Consider the following 24,718-nt stretch of genomic DNA (forward strand, 5'->3'; position numbering starts at 1 on the left):
ACCAGAATTCGATCGCAGACCGATCCCACGACTGCTAAATCATGAGAGACCAGAAGCAAAGCCGACCCTAATTTTTTCTTTTCGCGCAACAAATCGAGAATCTGGGATTGGACGGTAACGTCCAAAGCGGTTGTCGGTTCATCAGCTATCAGGAGATCAAGGGTTTTCGCAAGGGCACTCGCTATCAATGCTCTCTGACGAAGTCCTCCAGAAAGCTCATGAGGATACTGACGCAACCTCACCTCAGGTTCAGGAACACCAACATCCGACAGCAGCTGGATAAGTTCTTGCTGTTCTACATCATGATTCTCACGGTGTTTGCCACGAGCCTGTCTGAGCTGATATCCAACTGTCTGCAACGGATCCAAAGATTCTAGAGCATCTTGAAGAACGAAACCAATTCGAGTGCCACGAATCGAACGTCACTCGGCGTCAGAAAATCCCTGTACGTTGCGACCGAAAAGCGTGTATTCATCTGATGTGACTGACTCGTGAGAATCGCGCAAACCTAACAACGTCCTTACCGTCACCGACTTGCCAGATCCTGATTCCCCAACAATTCCAACACTTTCACCACGATGAATATGGAAGGAAAGATGGTCGACCACCGTCTTACTCACTCCAGATTCATCAAACGAAATACTCAAGCCTCGAACTGAAACAATCTGTTCACTGGCTGTAAGCTTGTCAGACGAGGGTTTCCGCTGCTCCAGGTACTGTCCCCGAGCACTAGCATTCGTTGACCTCAAATCAGAAGTCACAACATTGCTCATACGTCTCTTCTTTCAAATGAGGACTGCCAAGCCCGACCGATAACAGTAAAAGAAATAATCGTAAGCACGAGAACAATTCCAGGAATGACTCCAGTCCACCACGCCGTATTCAGATAATCTCGTGACTCTGAGAGAATCGACCCCCATTCTGGCGTTGGTGCCTGTGGCCCAATTCCGAGAAAACTCAGACCTGAAACTCCCATAATCGCTCCACCCACGCCAATGGTCGCCATATAGGGGACAACGCCAAGGGAGTTCGGAATTACATGGCGTATGAGCGTCGTTACCCGATTGACACCGAAAGTTCTGCTTTGTTCAACGTATTCGGAAATTATCACTCGTTTCGTCTCAGCTCGAACAATACGAGCAAACCCCGCAATACCGCCAATACCGAGAGCAGCGATAAGATTGGGAATACCCGACCCCGTTAACCCGACAATCACCAGTGCCAAAAGAATTGATGGGAATGATGAGAGTGCGTCAATTGCCCTCATAACAACTGCGTCAACTATTCTGCTGTGCGCGGCGCCCGCCAAGACACCAAGAAGAACACCGAATATCAACGAGATTGCAACCACTGCGAGTCCAATTCCGATTGAATACCGAGCTCCATAGATAATTCGAGTAAACACGTCCCGACCCAAATAATCAGTTCCAGCCCAATGTTGAGATGACGGGGGCCTATTCACGTTGAGCAAATCCGTTGCGATCGGGTCTCGACTCGTAAACCATCGTGGGAACACAACCGCTGTCAAAACCACCAGTAGATATAAAATGGGTGCAACGAGATAGAGCGGGATAACGGAAGTGAGTTTTGCCACCGAAGTTTGCACCAGATGGATGGGAGAATATTCTGGTACCCCCGTGCCATGCCCCTGTTCCGGTGCCGCTTTGCCAGGAATATCCGCTGCGGAAGTCTTACCACCATGAGAATGTTCGGACTCATCTGTCACGGAACGACGTTCTGCTGCACCTTCGGACCTCGAATCATGAGGTGTCGATGTTCCAATCGTGGGTTCTTGAATCGTTGTCATCAACGTGCCTCTTCCTTCACAAGACGAATGCGCGGATCAATAAGGTAATAGAGCACATCAATGACTGTCGATGCGACGACAAAAACTATTGACGTCACGAAAGCCACTGCAAGAATCACCGGAATATCTTTAGAAGTAATCGCATCAACTGCAATTTGCCCAAGACCGGGACGTCCAAAAACTTTTTCTGTTATGACCGCACCTCCCAGCAATTCGCCTACCATCATTGCTCCGACTGTAATGGCGGGAATGCTGGAATGCTTCAACAGATTTCTCCGCGTTATCTGAGGCCAGGACAAACCCCACGACCTTGCGGTAACCACAAAAGGCTGACTGGTATTTTTCGCTATTCCCTGCCTCAGTATCTGCGACAAGTACCCACCTTCAGGAATTCCGATTGCTACCGCTGGAAGGACTAAGGATCGCCAACTTTGCTCATCCCCCGCAACGGGGAACCATCCAAGCTTGAATGAGAAGAATGCCAAGAGCAAGATGCCAAACCAGAATGGCGGTGTTGAAAGAAGAGTCAGCTCGGCGCCTTCATAAAGGGTCTTCACAAAGCGATTCGAGCGCTGAGATATCGCTAAGGAACCTACCAGCGCAACCAATATTGCAATCACGATAGCGGTTGCCGTAAGAGAGAGCGTGTAAGGGAATTGTTCAGCAAAAATAGCATTAACACTCTTTTTCTGAACATACGATACACCTAAATCACCACGAAGCAGCCTACCGAAATAGCCTAAGTACTGAACAAAAACGGGCCTGTCCAATCCCCATTCCTTGATTGCCTGAAGTCTCAATTCTATATTTGAACGCTCAGTGTCTGTGAGCAACGAGTCGATGACGTCGCCGGGAGCCAAATGAACTGCAGCAAAGGTAAAAGTAACCACGAACCACACAACAAATGCAGCTTGGACAATGCGTGCCCCCAAAAACCGTAGGAAAGGAAACACTGCACGAAAATTGTCCTTAAGCCCTCTGGAATGGATATTTGCGCTCAGCCGATGAGGACCAAAGCTTTTATCAAATTGGCCAATGTTAGACACGCGTTGAATATTCAACAGACACCTTTCGCTACATTCTACTTATATTGTTTGCGCATCAATTAAGGTAATGAATCCCACTTCGCTTTCATTCTGGGAAACTTATCAAGATACAGCAGTCCAGCAAAATACTGATGCGATATTGGTGCGTAATCGAAAATGCTTGTTACAACCCTAAAAACGTTGCACGCACATTCGTATATTTAAGAGAGACTCAGCGAATGCCTTGAACGGTTTCCTGAAAATCCTTGCACTCAATGACATCGCTGCATTCCTCCTTTGCATCCCTGTTGAAATGAAACTCTATTGTGTGATACCCCTAACGCAACAAACAAAAGTATGCGTCACACCAAGCATTTCAAGCAAGCTGAGCGCCATAGCCTTTGCTTGTATGTCGCTATAATGGTGGCCTATGCCAACGAACGCTGGGGAATCAACATGCTAGGTCGTATGGAAGCATCAGCGTGCCGATGGCTCACAGGTGTTGACTTTCGTTGATGAATTGCCTGATATCTTCAGATTCTTTAATCCGGCTTGCTTCATCCACATAGATCATGTGTCCAGAATCAAATTCGCTGAGCCGAATGTTATGACGCAATTCCTGCGGAATTTCCAACAGCGCCACGTCGCTGATGGCGCCCCAGAACGGCGTGCATAGATCGTAATGCCCGACCTGGTAGAGAACCTTCAGAGTCCGATTAGTTCTTAATGCTTCGGACAGCGCAGGAAGGGCATTGAATGGGCTACGGTGAAAACCCTGAGGGATTCGCCACGGCAGCACTCTGTCAGTGTTAAGTTCATAGCTCAGATCGTTCTCATAACCCAGTTCCTCACGTAGATACGAATTAATACCCGCAGCGAATGCGCCATGAAGCACCTGCTCTGAGGGATCTACTTCGGGAACCGAGGCAAGTGGATCAGCATCCCAGCCTGTAAAACGCCCGTCGTTTCGTCCAAGCACGAGACCACGAGTTCTGAGTAATTCTGCGCGGAATTGGGGAGGGGTAATACGCAAGTTTGCACGATCGACGAATTCTTCGCGCAATCCGGTCAACTCGGCATAACGAGACACAACCTGCTTCCGCTTATCTCCGCGTAGGCGATTGCCTTGGTGCAATGCCTGCAACAGAACTGTATCTGTGAATTCTTCTGCCTCCGCGATCACATCTGCTAGGCTGCGACCCCTGTAATGACCGTGATAGTGGCTGACAGCAGCATATGTCGGGAAGAATGCCTGATAGCCAAGAATCGAGCCTGCTTCGAATCCCATCCTGCCCGTGGTGATCGGAGAAGAAATCAGAATCAATCCATTCAAATAGATTCCATGTCGAATGGCAAGACGTGCAGACACTGCGGAACCACGGAGCACGCCATATGATTCACCCGCAATGTACAAAGGCGAATTCCACCGCCGATGCTGTGTGATCCATAGGCGAATAATTTCGGCAGTAGCCTCAATGTCTGCGTCTGCATCATGATATTGATTTTCGCGTTCGTTTGGAACAACTCTTGAATATCCAGTAGATATGGCATCAATAACAACCAAATCCGCATATGCCAATGGCGAATTCGGGTTATCCCGCAGATGATAAGGAGGCGCAAGAGGCGTGGTGCCATCTTTTTCAACAGGATTAACGATTCTTGGGCCAAATAGGCCTAAATGCAACCACGCGGAGCTCGATCCTGGACCACCGTTGAAGAGAAAGATGACCGGTCGAGATGCTGAACCCTCGTCGCTCGATTCATGAGATGTATTCTGCGCGACATATGTTGTCAAGAAAACACGCGCTTTGACGGTTGCCTCCTGTGCTATCTCATGACCAATGTTCTCCTCGAATAAGTCAAGATACCCAGCCGTTGCCGTGTACGTCAGTTCTCCGTCATGAGTTTCCAACGTTTTCGTAACGGATGATGGAATAAGCCGTTTTTTAAGATTTGAATCAAAAATAGGCTCATCAGATCGTGACTTTTCACGATCTATGGAATTAATGTCAGTCATATTATTATCGGCCTTCTTGTTGGGGAGATACATGATGGAATCAGAAGAGCGCATTCGATTGTGAACTTAATTCAAATGCACTATAGCCTCGAATAGTAAGAGCGAAACATGTCTTTCTCAAATGCGACAGACGTATCAGATTATTCAAATTTTCTATAGCACCTTATTCAGCGATGCTCTTCGTCGCGCTTTCTCACGATTGCGCACTGTTCCCTGAAGTTAGGCTTTGTTCATTGAAGAACGGGCGGAGCAGACTATGAGTTTGCATTTCGAAATGTTTCACAATACTATCTTCGAGTCAAACCTAACGAAGTTTGCAATTGATATGTGACCTTCAATTGATGTGTGACTTTCAATTCAAGTGCTACATCAGACTGTTAAAATGAGCACGGCTCGTGTCCTTAATAACTCGTGTCCTTAATACAGTTTGTTCAGGTATTGCGCATCTCAATTAGTTACTGCAATTTTGACAGGAGTACTCAACAGACGACTAAGCTTTAATGTCAGCGGCATGATGAGCCTGGCTTCATCGAAAGACTCGGGGCGCTCTCCAACAATGGCGAATGCACGGCGTCTCACGGCACGTCCTAATCCAAGATCAGCCAAAACAGCTTCTGCGCCCCAACTTGATGCGTGCGTGTATCCGATCTGATTGCAGGTGATGAGCATATTGTTTATAGAGTTTTTATGATGTCGCCATTCATCGTTTATGGCAAAGGGGGACGATCATTGTATTCGGTTTATTTACTGATGCCGTATGACTCGAGAATAGGATACAACTATGAATCACATGAACCATGGATCAATGAAAAGCCATATCCTTTGGATGGTTGGCGCAACGATACTGGGACTCGTCATCCTCGTTGGTTTTCTTCGTTTTAATTTCATCGCGGCACTGCCTGTCGCTATATCGCTGGCATGTCCACTTGGAATGCTTGGCATGATGTTTGCCATGGGAAAGTCGATGAACCATAGCAACAAAAAAGAGGAAGATGGGGACAACTCTCACGAACTGCATGCCCCCATGTCAATCGATGATGCACAACATTCTCATATGCACCACTGAAAGGGCTTATCGATAGTCAAATCTGTGCAATTGTTGTTTTGACGTTATTCAAGGTCATTAATGGCAATACTGAATAACGTCAGGTTTTTCAAGTACCCTGCCACTGCCTGAGACGGTTTGAGTGGAACGTTTTCCGACCTCACAACATCATAGAATAAGTGAACCGAAAACCCTGCCAGAACTGTATACCGAAAGCGCGCAAAGCACCCGCTTCTACCGAATACTTACGAGCAGTGCATGAAAGCATTCATTATTGAATGACGTGTTGGCAACGATAGGCCGCCGTTTCCAAATCTTCGAGGCTGAGTGTCCTCTCTGTTGACAGTTCATGTTCATGAGGATGGATAATCTCTTGTAGAGTACATCGTCGCAGTCTTCATGATTTCGTTCCATCCGGCCACTGTATGTCTATCTGTCAGATCATCGTTCAGATTCACGCTGTTATTAGCGAACACGCCAAGAATCGCAACGAGAAGGAGAAAGCCTTTTACGATACGCGGTCTAACGAAAGGTGAGAAACCCCCGCCAGCAGAAAAACTTCCACGATCGAAATCTCTCTGCACATGAGTCAGTCATCGGATTTGAGTGCGGTGCGTAACTGTTTGAGTAGATCAGCGGGTTGTGCCCACATGTTTTGATAGTTTTTGTCCCATCGAATTACACCCTGTTTGTCTACTAGTATGAACTCGTGGCCCGGCAAGTCGCTATGCATCCCCTTCCCTAGCGTCTTGTAAGCACTCGAAACAGTGCCGTCGTCCAGCAGAAACGGTGTAACGACACCATATTGCTTCATGGCCTGCTTGATTGTCTCGCGTGAATCCATCACGATAGGAACAACCGTAATATTTGCCTGCTTGAACTGAGCGGCTTCCTGCTCGATGCTCGCCATTTGCACTATGCACGCCTGGCATCCGGCTCCTTCACTGAAGTAAAGCAGTACAGGCTTCTTGCCTTTGAAATCCTTCAGGGATACACGTTGACCGTCGGTAGATTTCAATGAAAAGCCAGGTGCCTGCGTTCCGATCAACGATGTTCCATCCTCTTTCGCTGAGGCATTGCGATGCGTGTTGAGAACGATGGCAAAGATAATACCGGCAATGATCACCACTGCCAATACTGTGACAATACCGATAAGCGTAGTGCCGGCGCTGCCACGGGCCGAGGCGGTATCCCGTGAAGAGGGCGACGGTTGCGGCCGGTTTGCCTTGGGGTGGTATGAACGCTGTGACACGGTCTTTTTCTCGTGTCTATCATGACTCATTTCGAATCTCTCCAGTCGAAGTTCTGAGATGGTGTTCTTCAGACATCTCATCGTGTTGTGCCGAATGCTGCGTAGAATGTTGCGTCGAAGCGGCGGCGCTATCCTGCTCATCCGCGAGCATGTGGGCAAGTGATGCATCAATGTCGTGCTTATGATCTGCGAGGCGAGGCAGCAGAACCGTTCCAACAACAATCACGACCACAGCAAGTGCAAGGAGGATCAGACCTTGAACGAGCGCTGGAATGAAAGCTAACAACTGTGCAACAGGCGCAAGTGTTGAACCGATCCAAGTGCCTACAACCCACAAAGGCTGCTGATGCGATGAAGGCATCTCGCCGGTGAAGGCTACGATGCCGATGAGTATGGCCATGATGAGAAATCCAAGCGCCACAAACACATTGATGATATTAGTATGCAAGCTTCTTCCAAATACTCGCAGCCTCAGGGGTTTCGGAGTGAATGACCGGCGTCCTAGGTCGAAGACATCCCAACACAGCGCGATAACCAATAGGGGAAATACCATGCCGAAGACGTAAGCCAATCCCATAGCTACTGCATGTATGGGGGATCGGGAAATCGCTGAAAGTGTGAGAATTCCCGCAAGAACTGGTGCGCAGCAGCTGGATGCGATGCCTGAAAAAATGCCGAACGCGAAGAATCCGGGGTAATTGGCCTTCGTTAAGTTGGGCGATCTCATGAATGACGGCATCGCCCACATATGCCCAGACACTGATAATGCTGCGAACACCAGCATTAACAACGCTCCAAGTGCGAAGAGAATCGTATGATTCGCAGCGATGAATGATGAAATCATGGTTACTCCGGCAGTGATTGGGACAACGACCAGCGCCAATCCGGCGGAGAACACCAAGGTGAGTGGAATCAGTCTCCACTTGCGGTTTTTCACCGCAGCGGCAAGATACCCAGGAAGAAGAAAGACAACGCAACATGGCGCAAACAAAGCTACAGCACCTGCAAAGAAGGCAGCGATCAACCCCCCAGTTGAAAGCAACGAGCCCACGTTCAGCTCATCTCATTACATGCATCGCAATGATGGTCTTGATCGTGCGGTCGCTTGCTCCGGTATTCGGGAGTCCTGTCATCAACAGCATGACCTGTTGACCCTATTCGTTCACGGAGCAATGATTCACTGATCGCACCTTGCGCCACATAATGGCCGTTGACAAGCACAACTGGCACTTCAACTGCTGAAAGTTCAGCGATAATCGTTCTGCCCAAAGGATCGGCTGCCTGCACATGTCGCACGGTCAAATCCCTACGTTCCTGTTGAATTCGTTCGAGGAGATCATTAGCATTGGCGCAATCCGAACAACCCTCACGTTCCACTATCACTACGCTTGTCATGAATTTTTCCTTCCGATATTGAGAATCCAGAGATGGCATACACCGAAGAACACCCCCTCCATAACCATAGGTGAATTTATATAACGTATATCGAGACTGCATGGCAGCCTCATAAAGTTTGTATGAAGATCAATGCCATGACTCTTCTAGCGGTTCGCACCTGTTGCTGTCGCTCATACAATGGGATTTGATTCGTGCTGATCGGAAGGGGGATTACATGCCTGGCAGCGATTCGGATATATCCTCGCCTCCAGGTGAGAGTGTTCTCATCGTTGAGGATGAGAGCAGTCTCGCCACTATAATCGCGGGATACTTTACGAAGGAAGGATTCACTGTCAAAGTCACTGGCAATGGACTTCATGCCGTACAGATGGCGAGAGCAATGCCGGTTTCGGTGATTGTGCTTGATCTCGGACTGCCGGGAATCGACGGAATCGAGGCATGTCGACGGATAAGAACCTTCAGTGACGCCTACATTCTGATGCTTACCGCGCGTGTTGAGGAAGTTGATGAGTTGATAGGCTTGTCCGTCGGTGCGGATGACTATCTGACCAAGCCCTTCAGCCCTCGAGTGCTGGTTGCACGAGTGAAGGCGCTGCTGCGACGTACACGTTCGGCGACGGAAACAACACAGGCAGGTAACGACCTACCCATTACCGTGGGGAAGATTACTATCGATCCTCGCTCCCGCACCACGATTCTTGGCAGTCATCAGATACCGCTGACCAAAATCGAATTCGATTTGCTGTGCCACCTTGCGAGTCAACCGGGCAGGGTTTTCACCAGAGAACAACTGGTACAGGCAGTATGGGGAGGTCCTCTCGTCGGCGATGACCAGCTCGTGGATGTACACGTCGGTCATCTTCGCAAGAAGCTCAAGGAGGGGAATGACTCCGTTGAAGAAATCATCCAGACGGTTCGAGGCGTGGGGTACGCCATGAAAGGATAAGCCGTGGTCAGCAAGCATGACAATATGAGCAGCATGAAGGAATCGCGCCGCACTGCGAACACTGAAAAGTCTCGAGCGAGCTTTCCGCGGTTCCAGCCACGATCATTCGGAGGCGTTTTTCTTCTATCGATGCTCATCGTGGTTGGTCTTACCGTATCCACCACCGTCATCGTCAACCTTGCGGTGAGCCCCTGGCTACTCGGCACACACATTCGTGATGCTCAATTGCCAGGCGTTCACCAGGCTGCCATAGATGCGCAGGTTATGAAGCACGTCGAGATCGCCGCGCGCACCGCCAACGCCATCGCACTCGGCATATCGCTGCTGATCGGACTCGGCGCGGCCATCGGCTCGTCGCTGTATCTCTCACATCAGATGAACGCGGGCGTATCTGGCATCGTCCGCGCTTCAAAAGAGATAGCCGGCGGCAACTATGACACGCATGTCGAGCAGGTTTCTTTAGGTGAAGAAATGGCTATAGTCGTCGATTCCTTCAACGCCATGGTCGAACGGCTCAAAACAACCGAGATGCACCGTCGGCGTTTATTCTCTGACCTTGCGCATGAGATACGCACCCCCGTGTCCGTCATCAGGGCACAGGCTGAAGCAATTGAAGACGGCATAGTCTCGATTCAGAACTCCAGTTCCATCTTTCAAGCACAAGCCGAGAGACTTGTGGCACTTTCGGACGATCTGAGTCTGCTTTCGCGAGCTGAAGAAGGAAGCCTGCCATACCACATGCACCGACTCGACTTGGTTGACATTGCACGCACCGCGGTCGATTCCATGACTGTGGCCTTTTCCACGCGCCATGTCTATCTGAAGCTGGACACGCCTTCAACTGCCATATCTGTTGTCGCTGACAGACAACGGCTGCTCCAAGTGCTTGCCAATCTGTTGAACAATGCGTTGCACGCTACCACCGAAGGCGATGACGTGCAGGTATGCGTCACGCAAAGTAAGGGATTTGCCTCACTATCAGTCACCGACACAGGCAAGGGCATGACCGCCGATCAGATTGCCCCAATCTTCGAACGTCTCTACCGGATTGAAGGCTCCCGCAGCAGGCAGGATGGCGGATCGGGAATAGGCCTTGCGATATCTCGGCAGATCATGGTGGCACACCGTGGAACACTGTCTGCCACCAGCAAAGGCTTGGGAAAAGGTTCGACATTCACGCTCACCATACCAACTACGCAAACGTGGAATCTCAACAAAACCCCAGGCCGGGAAGGAACGAAAGAACACACATTCCCATTCCATCGAATATATAACCGGCGATCGGGCAAAGATGACACGTACATGGAGCACGAACATGAATCACGACATATCCTGCCGTCCTCCAAACACTTCATCATCACCTAGGTTTGCTCCGTTGAGGTTGGACTCGCTGCCAGTGACAAGGTAATCGATGAGCGGATCGGCCGGATGCGGAGAGTCGAGAAGCGCGAGCGTCATTGCAAGCATTCCCTGTGCAACGAAGCTGCGGGTCTCCTTCAGGCCTATACCAAGTTCCTCGTGAACGACACGGCACACCTGCAGGAACCCTTCGCGACCGAGTTCGCCGAGATGCTCGTCATGCCCACATGCGAACACCTGGCTGAGTAGACGCATATCTTCGCCACCGAAGGCTATCTGACGAAAATGCTCTCCGAAATCGTTGTGCTGGTCTTTAGTGGCGGCGCTGCTGCTTTCGAATAAATCCACGACCCGATCCAACGACCGCGAACATACCGCCTCGATCAGTTCTGCCTTATCACCGAACGATCGGACTACAACGCCTGGCTCACCCCAGCCGAACGAGCGATTCGGTCAGTCGTGGTCTGATCGAAACCGTATCGGCTAAACAACGTCAACGCGGCATCAAGGATACGCTCACGCGCGGTGAATGAATGAGCTGCTCCGGGTTACAAATAAATAGAGATATAGCCATCATATGATTCTTATCAGTTGATAAGTAATCATTCGATGATAACTAAGGAAAATACATGACAACTCAACCACAGTATCCGCCAACTTATCCGCCTCTCCGACCACAGCCGTGCTTGCACCACCTCAGAGAAACAACCAACTTCGTTTCCTCACCTCGTTGGCCGCCAAGCGTTCTCAGCCCTCGTTATTGTCGGATTCTTCGCCGTCTTATTCGTCAGCATCTTCGGTACACCTGAGCCCAGGAACTTGTCTATCGCCGTCGTGGGAATAGATGCTGACACCGCGCAGACTACAGTAGGCGCCCGATACATGGTTTACGGTACCCGCAGCATCAACACGTCCATGCACGATTTCAAACACCGCACCGTATACGCAGTCATCCAGATCGACTCAGCACGAGGACTGATCAATCTCTCCTACGCAAGTGTGGAAGGATCTTCAGTCCTCGCTTACATCCAGTCGGTCGAATCGCTGATGTGCCCCATCTGCCACTGCGGCTGACGAACATCACCCCCCTAATGCCCCGGCAAGCGCGGCAGCTGGACGTAGCCCATTCTTCGCCGCATTTGGCGCCGCCCTGGTTGGCTTCATGTTTACCCAGGCACTTGCCTCAGTGACCAGGACGTTCGAGCTGTCATCGATATACATCAGGATCGTGATGATGCTTTCGTCTCGATATTCGCCGGGCTGATCGCCGCTCTTATCCTCGGACCATGGTACAAAGTAATCTCTCAACCGGTGGAGCAGACGTGGTCCACCTTGACCCTGCTGTGCTTGTCCAGTATCGCCGACAGTGCGGCTCTGATCGATCTTTTTGGCGAGATGGGAATATTCACTGCCGCGTTGCTGTTCACTGTTTTTGGAAATGCTACGAGTACCGAAATCCTGCCTACAGATAATGTCGTGCGCGGTCTGCTTGGACTGGCTGCCTTCTCAGGAAAGGATGTGGGAGCATCCTATCTTATCCCCGTTCTCTGGGTCATTGGAAGTATCCTCATCATCACGGCAATGGACAGCATTCGGCGGAATCGTCGAATCCGAGCGTGTCTTGCATCTTCGCAGGGAAGAAGTTAGTTCGTTCCTCGTGCATCGAGAGCATCAGAGACATGCTAATTCTCAACCACCGATGACTCGAACCGTCTTTAACCAAGCGCTGATCAATTGGTTGCTTTTCCGACTGATATTCCTGGCCTCGAGCTGGAAGGGAAAAACGACCTCCTGACCGACTACCTTGCAAAGATAGTTGCCCTCATTAGTGTTGAGTCTTCCTTAACCCAGAATTGGTGACGCCAACATAGTCATGAATCACATAAAACACATGCATGTTTTTTCTCAGACCCATCACGGAGGTTAAAGAAATGGCTGAACGAAACGGTAATTATGATGAACATGTCCCTCGCCTGTTTCAGCACAACAACACTGAGGGTCTTATTCATAGGCAGAAATCTAAAACTGCACTACCTGATTTCAAGCGTCTTCCCCCATCAATCGTATCCCGCCCTATGCAATTGCCTATTGCAGTATGGCGTCGTTGAAATCTTGCAACGGCCACTACAAGATTGTGCAAACAAAATCGACGGGTTCGTCAGTTCCTACCCAAACTCATGCGCGCCACCCAGACCTGGGATCAGGGCAGCGAACTCGCCCTGCACAAGAAGATCAGCGCTGCCCTGGACTGTTGGGTCTACTTCTCCCGACTCGCACAGTCCAGGGCAGCGCGGCACCAACGAAAACGCCAACGGACTGCTACGCCAATACTTTCCCAAAAGCACAGACCTGAGCATCTACCCCGAGGCTTACCTAGGCACCGTCGCTGAAGAACTCAACGACCGACTCAGAAAAACCCTCGATTACATGAAACCCCACGAAAAAATCATCTAACTCATCAACCAAGCAGCATAATTGAAACCACTAACACACCATCAACCGTTGCAACCACCACTAGAAACCACCCACAGGGCACCGTCTGTGGCCTGCTCCGCACCGATGTAGGCCATGATATATTCGTGCCATCCTTATGCATGCTATCCCAGTTCGGTACGTCATATCTCAGACTTGTCTCAATATCAAACACCACAAGCTTAAACTTGTATTTACCTGTCGGATTGCCGTCAGCAATAATGAACGACCACTTGCGATAGGATGCACGGATGAGACGATCAGATTTTTCCATACCCCATCTTTCTGCCTCTGGCATCCGACTCCACGTACTCCGTGTCAGTGTCCATATGAGTCACCGCTGCGGTTACCCACACCACATCGTCATATATGCCCTCAGCAAATGCAAGCCATTGCACACGAACCTTGATCGTCGAGGTTATCCGTCACATACTCAAAATCACCAGATATAAAAACCATAACAACCTCTTTATTAAGAAATAGTTTATTGTTTTATGTCTTTATTGCATCAGTGTTTAATCTTTGGTCTAAGAATCAATCTGTTCCTCGATAACTCTCGTCATGAACTTACCGATTCCACCTTGAATTTGCAGTACCTGCCTACATGCAGATAGAGGCTTCTTCTCTCCTCATACGCGAGTAGTCCAAAACTCTCGGCGATGCGCCGACGGAAGGAAAGAAACCACACCGTCGATGCTTTACTGCAAATCCTCCCAATCAATGCAACGGGTCAGTCGATACTCCGACATGAACGAAATAGGAAGACTCTGAATCGATGAATGTTTTCGATGCACAACGGCAACCTGAAGATAATTAGATCTCGTAGGGACGATACGAAAGACTCCTGTCCACCACGACGATCTGTCTGCCAACCAACTCCCCGTATGCAACATGGTAAGTGATGTGCAAACAAATGGTGGTCTAATCATTACATGCCTCCGAAGAATCTCTAATACTCTTGTCCACCACACTGTTAAGTATTCGTCGAACGCATCATCACTCTAGTATCAAATTGAGTAAAATAACTCTCCAGGCACTCAACTCACTCATTAAATAAGAGGTAAGCGATCGAGACCCAATTCGTTGAGATCATACTCCAGATATTGCGCATTTCACTCGAAATTGATTCGAACGTTTTCTAAATTATGTCCATCAGCATAGACATTCCTGCACTCATTATATTGCCGGAACCGTAAGTTGGTTCTCTTCAATGAAGTGGTAAATAGTGTGGTAAAAAATGTAGCATTACTTATGTCTTCAATGATCCCAGTAGTTCTCTGTCATCTTTTGCATTCTCCCTAGCTCCACCCGAGGGGGCACTGAACATAGAGTTCAGCGCCCCCATTTGTTTTGCCCCGGGGAGCTCGCCGGGGACGATCGCCTGTCCACCGTTGAAGTACCACGATGCGATCGTCAGTGTTTTGTTCCCCACGAAGATCTTGTCGACGGAGTATTCGAATGGTTCTCCGAAATAGCCCCAGAGTAAAGGTCTTCAACGGCGTGTCACTTCGTAACAGCGAACGTTGACAATCAGGTGTGCAGGCTATTGCTATCGCAACGGATACCGACGCAATTTTGGCAATGCGGAAATTCGGCGACATGTTTCACGTGGGACTGTCCCTGCATCGACAAGCCCGAGTCCTTGTTACACGATGTCATGCCCAATATCGGTACCAGGTCAAACAGTTACCACCGTTCTCTTCATATGCGGCCGACAGCATAACCGGCAGTTCTGGCAGACCCATGGCGAAACCATGGTCTGAGGCTTCAGAAACAGATTTGGAAGATTCAAAAGAGGCGTTGATCCAGATCATATACATTGCACTCAGACGGCCATAACTGCCACGGAAGTGGCGAGATCGTAGGGAAGATTCCATGCACCTTCCAGGAAGCGAATCTTCTTTCCCGGAGATTGTTGAGCGGTCATGAAACCACAAGGACCGTCACACTAATCAAGTGCCATTTCGGAACTTGCCCCTGCCGTAAAACAACCATCAGGTTAATCATGTGTGTTGCGGAACGCTTTCGGCGTGCATCCCATGACTTTATTAAAGGTTTTAGCAAAGTAACTAGCTGATGAGAAGCCTGTGTTCTTTGCCACTGACGCCATTGGGAGTTCGGTGTCCCTGAGCAGTCCGGCTGCTGCATGGACTCTCATGCTGACGGTATATTGCATCGGCGTCTGAGCGAGGTTGTGTCGGAAGATTGACCCACAGGTGCTGCGTCCCACGGCACCTGCACGCGCTATATCGCGGAGCGTGATGTTTTCCATGTAATGACCTTGGATATAATCCGTCATTGCCCGCATTGCCGAGAGCGTCGTATCTTGATGCGTAGATGCCGTGTTATTCTGCGCACGGGGTTCCTCTCGTTCGACCAGGTCCGCGATGATGGAGAAGAAGGCGCTGAGCGCCGTGATGGCTAACGTCCTGTCGTCGGATGCTTCGAATAATCGATCGAGTTGGTGAACGATGTCTCGTCCGGTCGAATCATCGGGCCTCAACAAAGCAAACGGAATGTCCTTGTCTTCTATAAAAGGCAGGATGAAGTGCCGATATACTTCAGGCGGGGCACCGACCCGTATCGGATGTATCAGTGCGCAATAGAAATCACATTCCTCACCGTCATCGGAGAAACCATAATGTAGCGCTCTGGAATTGATGAAGATGGCCTCGCCTTCATCGACGCGAACGATCTCCCCGTTCACGAAATACATCATGTGACCTTTGAGGACCCTGGTGAATTCCAGATCCATATGCCAGTGACAGATTGCCCTCATCCTTGGGTACAGACTGAGGCGACCTTGCTGAAGATACAGGAATGTGGTCGGATACCTGTACCGCACTGACTCGGACCCGTCAGGCCTCACCGTGATGGCACTGGGACAATTCAATGCCATCGCGGAATTGCGGCAAGCCTCTTCCATACTGCTTGCATGTGCATGTGCGTCCACAGAGTCTGAGAGTACATGAATTTGGTAAATATTACTATTTTCTGAGCAGCAATTGTCGATATTCCACGCTTTATTGGATGCTTCTACCATTACAGTGGTCGCGTGGATACAAAATCAACACCTGAAACAGAGAAAGAACGCATGCTCTCCGGCGAGTTGTACATCGCCCAGGATCCTGAGCTGACACGAGACAACAGGCGCAAACGACGATTGGTTTGGGCAATCAACACCTCCGCTTGGGATGCATCCGATGAACGCATGAAACTGTTCGATGAACTCTTCGGAGCTCTGGGCGAGAATGCCTGGCTGGAGCCGCCGTTCAACTGCGATTACGGTTCGAACATTGTTATCGGCAAGAACTTCTATGCCAACATGGATTGCATATTCCTTGATGTAGCACGCATCACCATAGGCGACAACGTTTTTTTCGGACCGCGAGTGGGCCTGTACACCCCCTATCATCCGATAGACGCGACGGTTCGCAACGCACAGATGGAAGGCGCGCTGCCGATCACCATCGGGGACGATGTCTGGTTTGGAGGCAATGTAGTGGTGGGACCAGGCATCACCATCGGTTCCGATGTCGTTATCGGAGCCGGTTCTGTGGTGGTCAAGGACATTCCCCCGCATTCAGTGGCAGTTGGTAATCCCTGCCGCGTGATCCGCCGGATCTCCGACGAAGACCGGAGATATTGGATGGACAAAGCCAAGGCATACCGACGCAGCAAAAGCGGCGATGAGTAAGAACCCGACGTCGCCGCCCCGAGACCGGACCGAACTCCGGGATCGTAACGGTAGGCAACCGACGCAATGGCACCTCTTTCTGAGCTCGGTGCTGCCTTTGGCTGGACCGATAGCATTTCAGCAATTCATGCTTGCGCTGTCCTCATCCGCGGATTCATTGATGCTGGCAAGGATAGGTCAGGAGGAGCTTGCTGCGGCCTCGCTTGCCGCGCAATACCAATTTTTCTTCAGCCTTTTCCTCGCCGCCCTGACGTTGGGCATGAGTATCCTCGTAGCCCAATACTGGGGTGCAGGTAATACGCATGCCATCGAGTCGATTCTGGCATGCGTCATGAGATACGCCGTGCTGTTGTCTCTCATATTCTGCGCAGTGCTCGTCACGATTCCCCGGACACTCATGCAGGTAATGACCAACGATCCCACGCTGATCACGCTCGGTGCGCAGTACCTTCGGGTGTCCGCGGTGTCATACGTGTTCCTGGGAATATCCCAGATCTATCTATGCCTGATGAAGAACACGGGATTCGTGGTCATGAGCACGGCGGTCAGCTCTGTTGGCGTGCTCATACACATCATTGTGAATGCAATGCTCATTTATGGTCACTTCGGATTCCCTGCTTTAGGCATCCTCGGCGCCGCCTTGTCATCAATTGTCTCTCGAGCGTTCGAATGTATCTGGCCTCTTTTGCATTCACTACGCAGAGGTCGAATCCGCGTGCAACCAACCCTGATGCTGCGCACGCAACGAGTGCTGGAACGTGATTACTGGAGATACTGCCTGCCGGTGCTCGGCAATGAAATCGTCTGGGGCGGCGGTTTCATGATGTACACCGTCATCATGGGGCACCTCAATACCGACGCGATTGCCGCGAACTCCATCGCGAACATCGTCAAGGATCTCTTGGTCTGTTTCTGTTTGGGCTTGGGCAACGGAGGAGGTATCTACATCGGAAACCTGCTCGGTCAAAACAGGCTGTCAAATGCCAAGGAGACTGCCCGAAGACTCTGCCATCTAGCAATAGCGGTCGGTGCGCTCACCGGTGGCATCATCCTGCTGTTACGCCCATTCATCCTGCACGCCACCAATCTCTCGCCGCGCGCCAAAGAGTACCTATCAGGGATGCTCATCATCTGCTCGTATTACGTGATCGGCAAATCCATCAACTCCACAACCGTCGCGGGCATCTTCCCCGCAGGAGGGGACGCACGCTTCGGACTGTTGTGCGACAGTGTGACCATGTGGATCATCGTGATCCCACTCGGCATCATGGCGGCCTTCACCTGGAAACTGCCGGTGCTATGGGTATATGCGCTGCTCAACGTCGACGAAATCATCAAACTGCCTGCAGTATTCGCCCACTACCGGCGATACCGTTGGCTGCGCAACGTCACTCGGGCGACAACCGACTCATCCATCCGATGCCCTGCCAGGCATCGGCCACAATAATTACAGACCACGAAAGCAATGCAAAGGAGCGGATTGACATGAGAACCATGCGCGAACGAATCAACGAAGGGCTACTGTTCACCGACAACTGCGAAGGCCTTCCCGAAGAGCGGACCGCCGCGAAGCGGCTGATGTACCTGTTCAACAACAGCGACCCTGCCGACATCAAGGGACGCACGACGCTTATCTCCCAAATGTTTGGCATCAGCGCGCAACAAGCTGCCACATTCTGGGTGGAACCACCGTTCTGCTTTGCGTACGGCACCCACATCAAGGTTGGCAGTGGCACATACATCAACGCGAGTTGCAATTTCATTGACGACGGAACACTGACCATCGGCGACCATGTCATGTTCGGACCAAATGTCAACATCGCAACCGTCAGCCACCCCATCAACCCAGCCATGCGAGGCTACATGTACGCCAGCCCCGTCACTATCGGCAACGACTGCTGGATAGGAGCCGGAGTGACGATCTGCCCAGGAGTGACCATAGGAGCCGGAACCACAATCGGTGCCGGAAGCGTAGTTACCAAAGACATCCCTGCAAACGTCGTAGCGGTCGGCAACCCATGCAGAGTACTCCGCGAGATCGGCCCTGACGACCTCAACAACTACAATCACGGGCACCCCTTCGACCCATCGGATCTGGACGAAGAACGACAGCTCAGGGATCAACCGTTCCAATCCGAGAGATAAGTGGTTTCCCAGCGGACATAACACCTCCAACAAAGCAAAACCGGAATCATCCCAAACGGTCCACTTTGCTGGAGGACCTTCCAACAGGGCTTGCACTACCAGATCAGTAACCAGCCATTATCCAAAACCCGAGCGAAGATCCGCAACCACAACGACCTTGTCTGAAAGTCCGACAAAGCGTAGGACCGGCCCTCACCACCGCTAATGCGATCTGAAGAAAAGTGATCGTAAAAAAGGCACCGAACCCAATTATGAGCATTCCGAAGCGATAGAGGATTGTCCGTGCGTTAACCAAAGCGATGCCGTCAAACCAAAAAGTCTCCAATCCCATACAACCACAACCAACCGTTCTTACAATTCTTAAGCCGCCCGAAACACCGTCACCATCAACAGGTGATCCCTGACCACGCAAAGTTCAACACGCGCCCAATCAGCTCCCCCAAAGGGGGCACTGAACATAGAGTTCAGCACCCTCATTTGTTTTATCTCACGGAGCTCGTCGGTGACGACATGCTCCGGACGCACTTGCATAAGAAGCAATCGATGATGAAAAGCAGACTGCGATTCGTATGGCGGAACGCATAAAGCGGTGGCAGCGAGACCGGCATATCGCCAATCTCGCTGCCACCGTTGCTTTGTGTTTGTGCTGGTTTTAGTGTCGTTTTTTGTAGATGACGATGCCCGCGATGATGATGACGGCAACGACGACGACTGCGATGATGACTCCGGTGATCATGATGTTCTGCTTTCCTGTTGATAATGCTGTGTATGGAGTATTTGCTGTGTAAGGGTGAATATGGGCGCCTTTGCCGCTATGTCGACAAAGCGCTCCAGGATCTTAGCGATGTGTATGGGGGTGATGTGGCATTTCCGGGACATGGGTGTGCTCGATGATGTCTTTCTGCCTTTCTTGTTGTTCCTCGAGTCTCTGTTTTGACTCCTCTTTGCGGGTCCTTTCTTCCTCTGAGAGGCGCTTCCTGGCCTCTTCGACGCTTTCGTCATCCTTCGTGAGGAATTCGTCGACGAACTTATCCGCGACGGAGTTGAATCCTGATACGACGGTATCGGCGACGGCGTGGTGTGCACCGTAGAGTTTCTCGGCGATCTTCTTGTTTGCTTTGATGAGTGGCGATTTTGCCATGATGTGCTCCTGTGTTCGATGATGGTGCTTGTGAATGTCTTTGTGGAGGTGTCGCTGTTCAGAGCCTGAGCCATCTGACCGCTCCGAGGAGCAGCATGGAGACTATGAGTGCGGTGCTTGTGACTGCGCGGATGAGCTTGGTCATGGTGTTCTCAATCCTTCAGGCCTTTGCACAATGGGATGAGCATGAGCAGGATGATGATGCCGAGCATCCCGACGATGATGCCCGGGACCAGATGACTCCACACCATAACCAGGTTCATGCCGACCCCCAGTGCCAAAGTCCCGACAATGGCCAGCAAGGTAATACCGACTGATTTGCCGCTGATCGGCACCAGCATCGGCTTACCTCCCATCTTGCGTCTGACGAGCACCGTGATCAGCAATACGACCAGCCCGACGGCCCCCACGGCCACACCTTGCTCGAAGGCCTGCCATTGGGGCAGCAGCCCCATACACATGCCCAGGGCGAACAGGATGCCACCGATGGTGCCCAGAATCATTGATACGAAGTTTTTCTTTGTCATGACGACAACCCTTCTTCCCTTCGAAACCGCTGTTGAAGTTGACGCTTCATAAGCTATGGGCACTTCTGGGGATAATTGTTAGCGTTTTGTTGGTGTTTCATTAAATGCCGGGAAGGTGTTGCACGACAGCGCTTTCGTCGGCTACGAGCACACGTCCGCGTACGTCGGGGCCGCATTCACCCTTGAAAGCGGTCTTCTGATACCGATGGTCGCTCTGCCGATACTCGGCTGCGATGCATGTGCTGATTGGGCAGGCGCATGCTGATTCATGGCCGTTGCATCGGCCCACCGGTACAACAGCTGCCCATCAATGATTACGGTTATGCTTCACAATCCACGCAAGAGCAGTAGCGCCAGTGAATAAGAGTATGTATATACCCAAGGTAATCACCACATCGCCGACAGGAGCTCTCCACAGGGATGGGACAATCTGCCGCGTCCCATTGCGCGCGTAGAAGCCGATGGTGCCATGCAGCAGCAGACCAAGCCCATTGATCCACTGGATACGATTGAGCCAGTCAGCGATGCCCATCCGATTGTCCGCGGGCTCGCCTGTGACATTGACATAAGCGAAACCACCCAGAGCAAAAAAGTTAAGGAATAATGGCACACGCCATATCGGGAATAGGACGTTGCCTCCAACGAGGGCAGCGAACACTCCCACGAGGATCATAAGCACCGCCCAGCCGCACAGACCTTCTATGAATCTGTGCCGCTGGAAAAAATCATACATAACAGACCATTCTGCCAGACAGACTACGTGAGCGACTCGGATTCGCGATCACATCGGCTGTCATCTTGTGAAGCATAGGAGCAACAACGATCGCTGCAAGCCACCCAACTCACGATCGTGGTTTGAAGTGGCATGAGTGGGGTCAGAAGTCGGTGGGGCTGATTCTTATCAGAATCGCTCCCACGACTATTTTGATGATCCCATCAAGAACGAAGACGACATCCAGCGGCATTGCGGGGAGCAGCAGCCCGGCACCAGCATTGACAAGAAGCACCACACCCAGAATGGCCATCATCTTGCCATGCACCGGTATGAACATGAAGAAATGCAATGCGACTGAGATGAGAATACCCAACCAAAGCGTTCTCACCGCCGGCAATGAAGCGATGTCGCCATACGCATGCTGCGTGACTGCGAATGAGAGGAATATCAGTACCGCCAGCACCGCCATGGACAGGTTCGAGAAGCGCCACTGGCGTCAGGCTTCTCAGTCAGTTTCGCGGCGTTTTGCAGGAAAGCTTTTGCATGGGGATTCACGACATACAATTCATTGGTACGAGCATCGAAAGAAGCGCCCACTGAGGCAGCAAACAGGATGGATATGGGATGAGAATTCAACACCTCGGGACGGCCGCCGCCGAACGGATCCCCGGCATATTCTGCAAATGCGACACATGCATCAATGCCAGAAAGATGGGAGGACGGGCCATACGGACCCAATCCCAGGCCGTTGTGGACAACACCGTGCTTCTGGATTTCCCCGGAGACACCTACCTGCACTATATCCGCGACAACTTCCCCCTGCCGGATATCCGCACACTGCTCATCACCCACTGGCATTCGGACCACTTCTATGGCGAGGATCTGGCCTACCGCATGGGCAAGGGCATGTACGCCGATTGCAACGACTCTCATATGGACGTCTATGGTTCCCAGACAGTCAGAGGATTCTACGACAGGGCCTTCTTCCTCGAACAGCATCATGATGATGACATGCTGTCCTTCCACACCGTCGCCCCCGGTCAATCCTTCGACGTCGAGGAGGGCAAATACACGATCCACGTTTTCGCGGCGGCGCACGGCCAATACAGCGGCGACTGCGTGTTCTATGCGATCAGCGACGGCACGAAGTCCCTGCTCTACGCCCACGACACGGGCTATTTTCCTGAAGCGACATGGGAGCAGATCCGGAAGGCCGGACTGAAATACGACTATGTCTCTTTGGACTGCACATTGGCGATGACCCCTCTACCCGAGGTCGGGGTGCCCCACATGAACTTCGACCAGAACCTCAAAGTGCGTGAAAGCATGTGCCGCATGGGACTGGCGGACAGCTCCACCATCTTCGTCGCGAACCATTTCTCGCACCACGGCTTCGAAGGATATGAAGACTTCTACTCCAGAGCCGAAAGCGAGCATTTCGTAGTCAGCTACGACGGCATGACCTGCTCCTTCTGACAGACGAGACAATGGGAGCGAATATCACGCTCGGCGGTCATCCCCTGTCACAGGCAGGCCAGTGACACCACGACACGATTGGGCGTGGGGTGGGCCACTATCGAGAAACCCTCATGCAGAAAGGTGGTGGCCGGCCCCACGAAGAGACTGGCACTTGAAGTCTTCGCCTCCCTGTTATCAACCGGGTAGGCTTCGATGGTTGCGGCATGGCCGTTCTTCGCATATTCGACGGCTGCTCGAATCAGCGTGGCGGTAAGCCCTGTTCGCCTGTACTCCCTGCGTATCGAAAAACACGTGATGGCCCAGACGCCCGCCTCCTCGAAAGGCTCTCTGGATCCGGCCTTCACGATCCGCGATTTCTCCAGACGCCGTTGATGCGGACGCGGCCCCACTCGCACCCATCCGGCGGGGACGCCGTCAACATACGCGATGATCCCCGGGGCTGGGCCCGATGCGACCTCATCATGCAAAGCGGATCTGCGTTCCTCGACGGAACATGTGCGCCACTGTGTCCCCTGCATCACCGGCCACATGCACTGGCAACTTTTCCCGTCGCCACCGCCGTTGAGCACGTCCTGAAGGTCGTGCCAACGATCGATCGTCGCCGGCCGCGTTGATATCTCTTCCATGAACACAAGCTAGCACTTCCAAGCGATGCCAACATGAACCCCGCGATACCCGTGCCCGTGCCTGCGCCTGCGCCTGCGCCTGCGCCTGCGCTATCAGAATGATCCATCGCCCTGCAAGCTTTCACCAGGGTGCCCACAACACTGAGAAAGGCCGATCATCAGCTCGTATTAAAGAGCGGGAGGCAAGAGATGGAAGGAGGTGGACGCTTGATTTCAAGGTTTCGCCCTTCCACAACAAGGAGCTTCCAAGGCATGCAAAGCGTACAATAACTGATGTCACACCGGATCGATCATCGGCCTGCAGCATCGTTCAGCTTCGAGGATCGACGTGAACAACAGCAGCCAAAGAAGGCAGCTTGACCGGAACAAGGACAGCACATGCATCGAAGAACGGCGAGATTCCTTCACCTGATCGCGGCAACAGGTACCGCAGCGCTGGCACTTGCCACCATGTCGGCATGCGCGAGCTCCGATTCAACAGCACAGCTGCCGACACCAACCTCCTCCGCATCGATAACGACCACCGGCAAGGCCGAGTCCTCTTCGCCTTCAGGCAATACATCATCAAACGCCAGCACGACGGGCCCCTCCAATGCACCGGACAACCTGGGAAGCTACCGCCAACTGTTCACAGACCCGACCCTTGCGCAATGCATGGCGGAAATCATGGATCAGCACGTCGACGACCAGCTCACCCGCACAACAGCCGAAGACCTCACCGGCATCGGCGGGATAGGCGTCGCGAACGGTTACGCACTGCCCGACACACAACACCCCTACTGCGGCATCGCCCTGAAGGATCTCACCAGCCTCTCAGGCATCGAACACTTCAGCAACATCCAGACACTCGACCTCGACGATCTCGAACATTTGCAGGATCTCACGCCAATCCGCGGACTCAACCGCCTCATGCTATTAAGGCTCAATGGCACCGCCGTCACCGACTATTCCCAACTCAACTCGCCCACGCGCATATTCAACCTCGACGTGTACATCAATTCAGACCAGCCCGCACCGACCATCGAGCAGCAAAGAGCCTGGCGCATCAACATCATCACCCAGTGAAA

The 24,718-nt window shown here is 51.6% G+C and carries 22 protein-coding genes and 3 pseudogenes; 9 read left to right on the forward strand and 16 right to left on the reverse strand.

Annotated elements, in window-relative coordinates:
* Positions 1-38 precede the first annotated feature (38 nt).
* The 4 genes and pseudogenes from BPSY_RS11895 to BPSY_RS11560 all read right to left on the reverse strand — a co-directional run.
* Positions 39-773, reverse strand: a pseudogene (locus BPSY_RS11895) (ATP-binding cassette domain-containing protein); the annotation flags it as partial.
* Complete coding sequence (locus BPSY_RS11290; RefSeq protein WP_100841066.1) at positions 770-1,807, reverse strand: ABC transporter permease; 1,038 nt, start codon at positions 1,805-1,807, stop codon at positions 770-772. The pseudogene BPSY_RS11895 and the gene BPSY_RS11290, both read right to left, overlap by 4 nt.
* Positions 1,807-2,868, reverse strand: a complete 1,062-nt coding sequence (locus tag BPSY_RS01665) for an ABC transporter permease (RefSeq protein WP_157809763.1) — start codon at positions 2,866-2,868, stop codon at positions 1,807-1,809. Before BPSY_RS01665 ends, BPSY_RS11290 begins: the two co-directional genes overlap by 1 nt.
* A gap of 457 nt (positions 2,869-3,325) precedes the next feature.
* Positions 3,326-4,849, reverse strand: a complete 1,524-nt coding sequence (locus BPSY_RS11560) for a S10 family peptidase (RefSeq protein WP_033495734.1) — start codon at positions 4,847-4,849, stop codon at positions 3,326-3,328.
* 781 nt (positions 4,850-5,630) lie between these two features.
* Here BPSY_RS11560 and BPSY_RS01675 point away from each other — a divergent pair.
* Positions 5,631-5,915 carry a DUF2933 domain-containing protein gene (locus BPSY_RS01675; RefSeq protein ID WP_123645364.1) on the forward strand — a complete coding sequence of 95 codons (285 nt, stop codon included), beginning with the start codon at positions 5,631-5,633 and terminating at the stop codon, positions 5,913-5,915.
* Positions 5,916-6,483: 568 nt separating this feature from the next.
* Here BPSY_RS01675 and BPSY_RS01680 read toward each other — a convergent pair.
* The 3 genes from BPSY_RS01680 to BPSY_RS11565 form a co-directional block, all read right to left on the reverse strand.
* On the reverse strand, positions 6,484-7,023 hold the full coding sequence (locus tag BPSY_RS01680) for a peroxiredoxin family protein (protein WP_238556782.1): 540 nt from the start codon (positions 7,021-7,023) through the stop codon (positions 6,484-6,486).
* 142 nt (positions 7,024-7,165) lie between these two features.
* Entirely contained in the window at positions 7,166-8,170 is a 1,005-nt protein-coding gene (locus BPSY_RS01685; RefSeq protein ID WP_157809764.1) for a cytochrome c biogenesis CcdA family protein, read from the reverse strand.
* A gap of 29 nt (positions 8,171-8,199) precedes the next feature.
* Entirely contained in the window at positions 8,200-8,541 is a 342-nt protein-coding gene (locus tag BPSY_RS11565; protein WP_152596792.1) for a thioredoxin domain-containing protein, read from the reverse strand.
* A gap of 118 nt (positions 8,542-8,659) precedes the next feature.
* Here BPSY_RS11565 and BPSY_RS01695 point away from each other — a divergent pair, with 118 nt between their 5' ends.
* Both BPSY_RS01695 and BPSY_RS01700 read left to right on the forward strand, forming a co-directional pair.
* Positions 8,660-9,490 carry a response regulator transcription factor gene (locus tag BPSY_RS01695; protein WP_238556772.1) on the forward strand — a complete coding sequence of 277 codons (831 nt, stop codon included), beginning with the start codon at positions 8,660-8,662 and terminating at the stop codon, positions 9,488-9,490.
* Positions 9,491-9,514: 24 nt separating this feature from the next.
* On the forward strand, positions 9,515-10,855 hold the full coding sequence (locus BPSY_RS01700) for a sensor histidine kinase (RefSeq protein ID WP_152596793.1): 1,341 nt from the start codon (positions 9,515-9,517) through the stop codon (positions 10,853-10,855).
* On the opposite strand, the gene BPSY_RS11295 is transcribed toward BPSY_RS01700, so the two are convergent.
* Both BPSY_RS11295 and BPSY_RS12070 read right to left on the reverse strand, forming a co-directional pair.
* A complete protein-coding gene (locus BPSY_RS11295; protein WP_152596794.1) occupies positions 10,811-11,197 on the reverse strand; it encodes a hypothetical protein in 387 nt (128 codons plus the stop codon). The genes BPSY_RS01700 and BPSY_RS11295 overlap by 45 nt on opposite strands.
* A gap of 65 nt (positions 11,198-11,262) precedes the next feature.
* Positions 11,263-11,361, reverse strand: coding sequence for a helix-turn-helix domain-containing protein (locus BPSY_RS12070; RefSeq protein WP_100841068.1), 99 nt, complete (start codon positions 11,359-11,361; stop codon positions 11,263-11,265).
* A gap of 1,647 nt (positions 11,362-13,008) precedes the next feature.
* Between BPSY_RS12070 and BPSY_RS11300 the strand changes: the two are divergent.
* Positions 13,009-13,303, forward strand: a pseudogene (locus tag BPSY_RS11300) (IS30 family transposase); the annotation flags it as partial.
* A gap of 4 nt (positions 13,304-13,307) precedes the next feature.
* Here BPSY_RS11300 and BPSY_RS11575 read toward each other — a convergent pair.
* Together BPSY_RS11575 and BPSY_RS01720 are read right to left on the reverse strand one after the other, a co-directional pair.
* Complete coding sequence (locus BPSY_RS11575; RefSeq protein ID WP_152596795.1) at positions 13,308-13,619, reverse strand: hypothetical protein; 312 nt, start codon at positions 13,617-13,619, stop codon at positions 13,308-13,310.
* A gap of 1,701 nt (positions 13,620-15,320) precedes the next feature.
* Positions 15,321-16,364: a helix-turn-helix domain-containing protein gene (locus BPSY_RS01720; RefSeq protein WP_081884085.1), complete on the reverse strand. Its 1,044-nt coding sequence runs from the start codon at positions 16,362-16,364 to the stop codon at positions 15,321-15,323.
* 51 nt (positions 16,365-16,415) lie between these two features.
* Here BPSY_RS01720 and BPSY_RS01725 point away from each other — a divergent pair, with 51 nt between their 5' ends.
* Genes BPSY_RS01725 through BPSY_RS01735 form a run of 3 tightly spaced genes read left to right on the forward strand, consistent with a single transcriptional unit; the run spans position 16,416 to position 19,163 of the window.
* Complete coding sequence (locus tag BPSY_RS01725; protein ID WP_033495562.1) at positions 16,416-17,018, forward strand: sugar O-acetyltransferase; 603 nt, start codon at positions 16,416-16,418, stop codon at positions 17,016-17,018.
* The gene (locus BPSY_RS01730) at positions 17,011-18,465 is read left to right on the forward strand and encodes an MATE family efflux transporter (RefSeq protein ID WP_081884086.1); all 1,455 of its coding nucleotides are present in this window, start codon (positions 17,011-17,013) and stop codon (positions 18,463-18,465) included. The genes BPSY_RS01725 and BPSY_RS01730 overlap by 8 nt, the downstream gene beginning before the upstream one ends.
* A gap of 38 nt (positions 18,466-18,503) precedes the next feature.
* Positions 18,504-19,163 (forward strand): sugar O-acetyltransferase, encoded by a 660-nt coding sequence (locus BPSY_RS01735; protein ID WP_033495564.1) that lies wholly within the window; start codon positions 18,504-18,506, stop codon positions 19,161-19,163.
* An 838-nt stretch (positions 19,164-20,001) separates the two neighbouring features.
* Here BPSY_RS01735 and BPSY_RS01740 read toward each other — a convergent pair.
* The 4 genes and pseudogenes from BPSY_RS01740 to BPSY_RS01755 all read right to left on the reverse strand — a co-directional run.
* Positions 20,002-20,304, reverse strand: coding sequence for a hypothetical protein (locus BPSY_RS01740; protein WP_202961760.1), 303 nt, complete (start codon positions 20,302-20,304; stop codon positions 20,002-20,004).
* Between the two features lie 152 nt (positions 20,305-20,456).
* Complete coding sequence (locus BPSY_RS01745; protein WP_033495566.1) at positions 20,457-20,831, reverse strand: hypothetical protein; 375 nt, start codon at positions 20,829-20,831, stop codon at positions 20,457-20,459.
* Between the two features lie 307 nt (positions 20,832-21,138).
* The gene (locus BPSY_RS01750) at positions 21,139-21,564 is read right to left on the reverse strand and encodes a hypothetical protein (protein WP_033495568.1); all 426 of its coding nucleotides are present in this window, start codon (positions 21,562-21,564) and stop codon (positions 21,139-21,141) included.
* Positions 21,565-21,706: 142 nt separating this feature from the next.
* Positions 21,707-22,027: pseudogene (locus BPSY_RS01755) on the reverse strand (DUF6609 family protein); the annotation flags it as partial.
* A 143-nt stretch (positions 22,028-22,170) separates the two neighbouring features.
* On the opposite strand from BPSY_RS01755, the gene BPSY_RS01760 reads away from it, so the two are divergent.
* Positions 22,171-23,022, forward strand: a complete 852-nt coding sequence (locus BPSY_RS01760; RefSeq protein ID WP_033495570.1) for an MBL fold metallo-hydrolase — start codon at positions 22,171-22,173, stop codon at positions 23,020-23,022.
* A 47-nt stretch (positions 23,023-23,069) separates the two neighbouring features.
* Here the strand turns inward: BPSY_RS01760 and BPSY_RS01765 are convergent, their stop codons facing one another.
* Entirely contained in the window at positions 23,070-23,651 is a 582-nt protein-coding gene (locus BPSY_RS01765; RefSeq protein ID WP_033495572.1) for a GNAT family N-acetyltransferase, read from the reverse strand.
* Between the two features lie 378 nt (positions 23,652-24,029).
* On the opposite strand from BPSY_RS01765, the gene BPSY_RS01770 reads away from it, so the two are divergent.
* The gene (locus BPSY_RS01770; RefSeq protein ID WP_033495574.1) at positions 24,030-24,716 is read left to right on the forward strand and encodes a hypothetical protein; all 687 of its coding nucleotides are present in this window, start codon (positions 24,030-24,032) and stop codon (positions 24,714-24,716) included.
* Positions 24,717-24,718: the final 2 nt, after the last annotated feature.

Source organism: Bifidobacterium psychraerophilum (genome assembly GCF_000741705.1).
Taxonomy (GTDB): Bacteria; Actinomycetota; Actinomycetes; order Actinomycetales; family Bifidobacteriaceae; genus Bombiscardovia; species Bombiscardovia psychraerophila.

Bases quoted from the DNA above. Each gene is read 5' to 3' on its own strand.
- BPSY_RS11575 (WP_152596795.1), bottom strand. From the start codon at position 13,619: ATGCCAGAGGCAGAAAGATGGGGTATGGAAAAATCTGATCGTCTCATC.
- BPSY_RS01735 (WP_033495564.1), top strand. From the start codon at position 18,504: ATGAGAACCATGCGCGAACGAATCAACGAAGGGCTACTGTTCACCGAC.
- BPSY_RS11560 (WP_033495734.1), bottom strand. From the start codon at position 4,849: ATGACTGACATTAATTCCATAGATCGTGAAAAGTCACGATCTGATGAG.
- BPSY_RS01700 (WP_152596793.1), top strand. From the start codon at position 9,515: ATGAGCAGCATGAAGGAATCGCGCCGCACTGCGAACACTGAAAAGTCT.
- BPSY_RS01725 (WP_033495562.1), top strand. From the start codon at position 16,416: ATGCTCTCCGGCGAGTTGTACATCGCCCAGGATCCTGAGCTGACACGA.
- BPSY_RS01770 (WP_033495574.1), top strand. From the start codon at position 24,030: ATGCATCGAAGAACGGCGAGATTCCTTCACCTGATCGCGGCAACAGGT.
- BPSY_RS01750 (WP_033495568.1), bottom strand. From the start codon at position 21,564: ATGTATGATTTTTTCCAGCGGCACAGATTCATAGAAGGTCTGTGCGGC.
- BPSY_RS01740 (WP_202961760.1), bottom strand. From the start codon at position 20,304: ATGGCAAAATCGCCACTCATCAAAGCAAACAAGAAGATCGCCGAGAAA.
- BPSY_RS11565 (WP_152596792.1), bottom strand. From the start codon at position 8,541: ATGACAAGCGTAGTGATAGTGGAACGTGAGGGTTGTTCGGATTGCGCC.
- BPSY_RS01760 (WP_033495570.1), top strand. From the start codon at position 22,171: ATGAGAATTCAACACCTCGGGACGGCCGCCGCCGAACGGATCCCCGGC.
- BPSY_RS11290 (WP_100841066.1), bottom strand. From the start codon at position 1,807: ATGACAACGATTCAAGAACCCACGATTGGAACATCGACACCTCATGAT.
- BPSY_RS01720 (WP_081884085.1), bottom strand. From the start codon at position 16,364: ATGGTAGAAGCATCCAATAAAGCGTGGAATATCGACAATTGCTGCTCA.
- BPSY_RS01675 (WP_123645364.1), top strand. From the start codon at position 5,631: ATGAATCACATGAACCATGGATCAATGAAAAGCCATATCCTTTGGATG.
- BPSY_RS01745 (WP_033495566.1), bottom strand. From the start codon at position 20,831: ATGACAAAGAAAAACTTCGTATCAATGATTCTGGGCACCATCGGTGGC.
- BPSY_RS01730 (WP_081884086.1), top strand. From the start codon at position 17,011: ATGAGTAAGAACCCGACGTCGCCGCCCCGAGACCGGACCGAACTCCGG.
- BPSY_RS01765 (WP_033495572.1), bottom strand. From the start codon at position 23,651: ATGGAAGAGATATCAACGCGGCCGGCGACGATCGATCGTTGGCACGAC.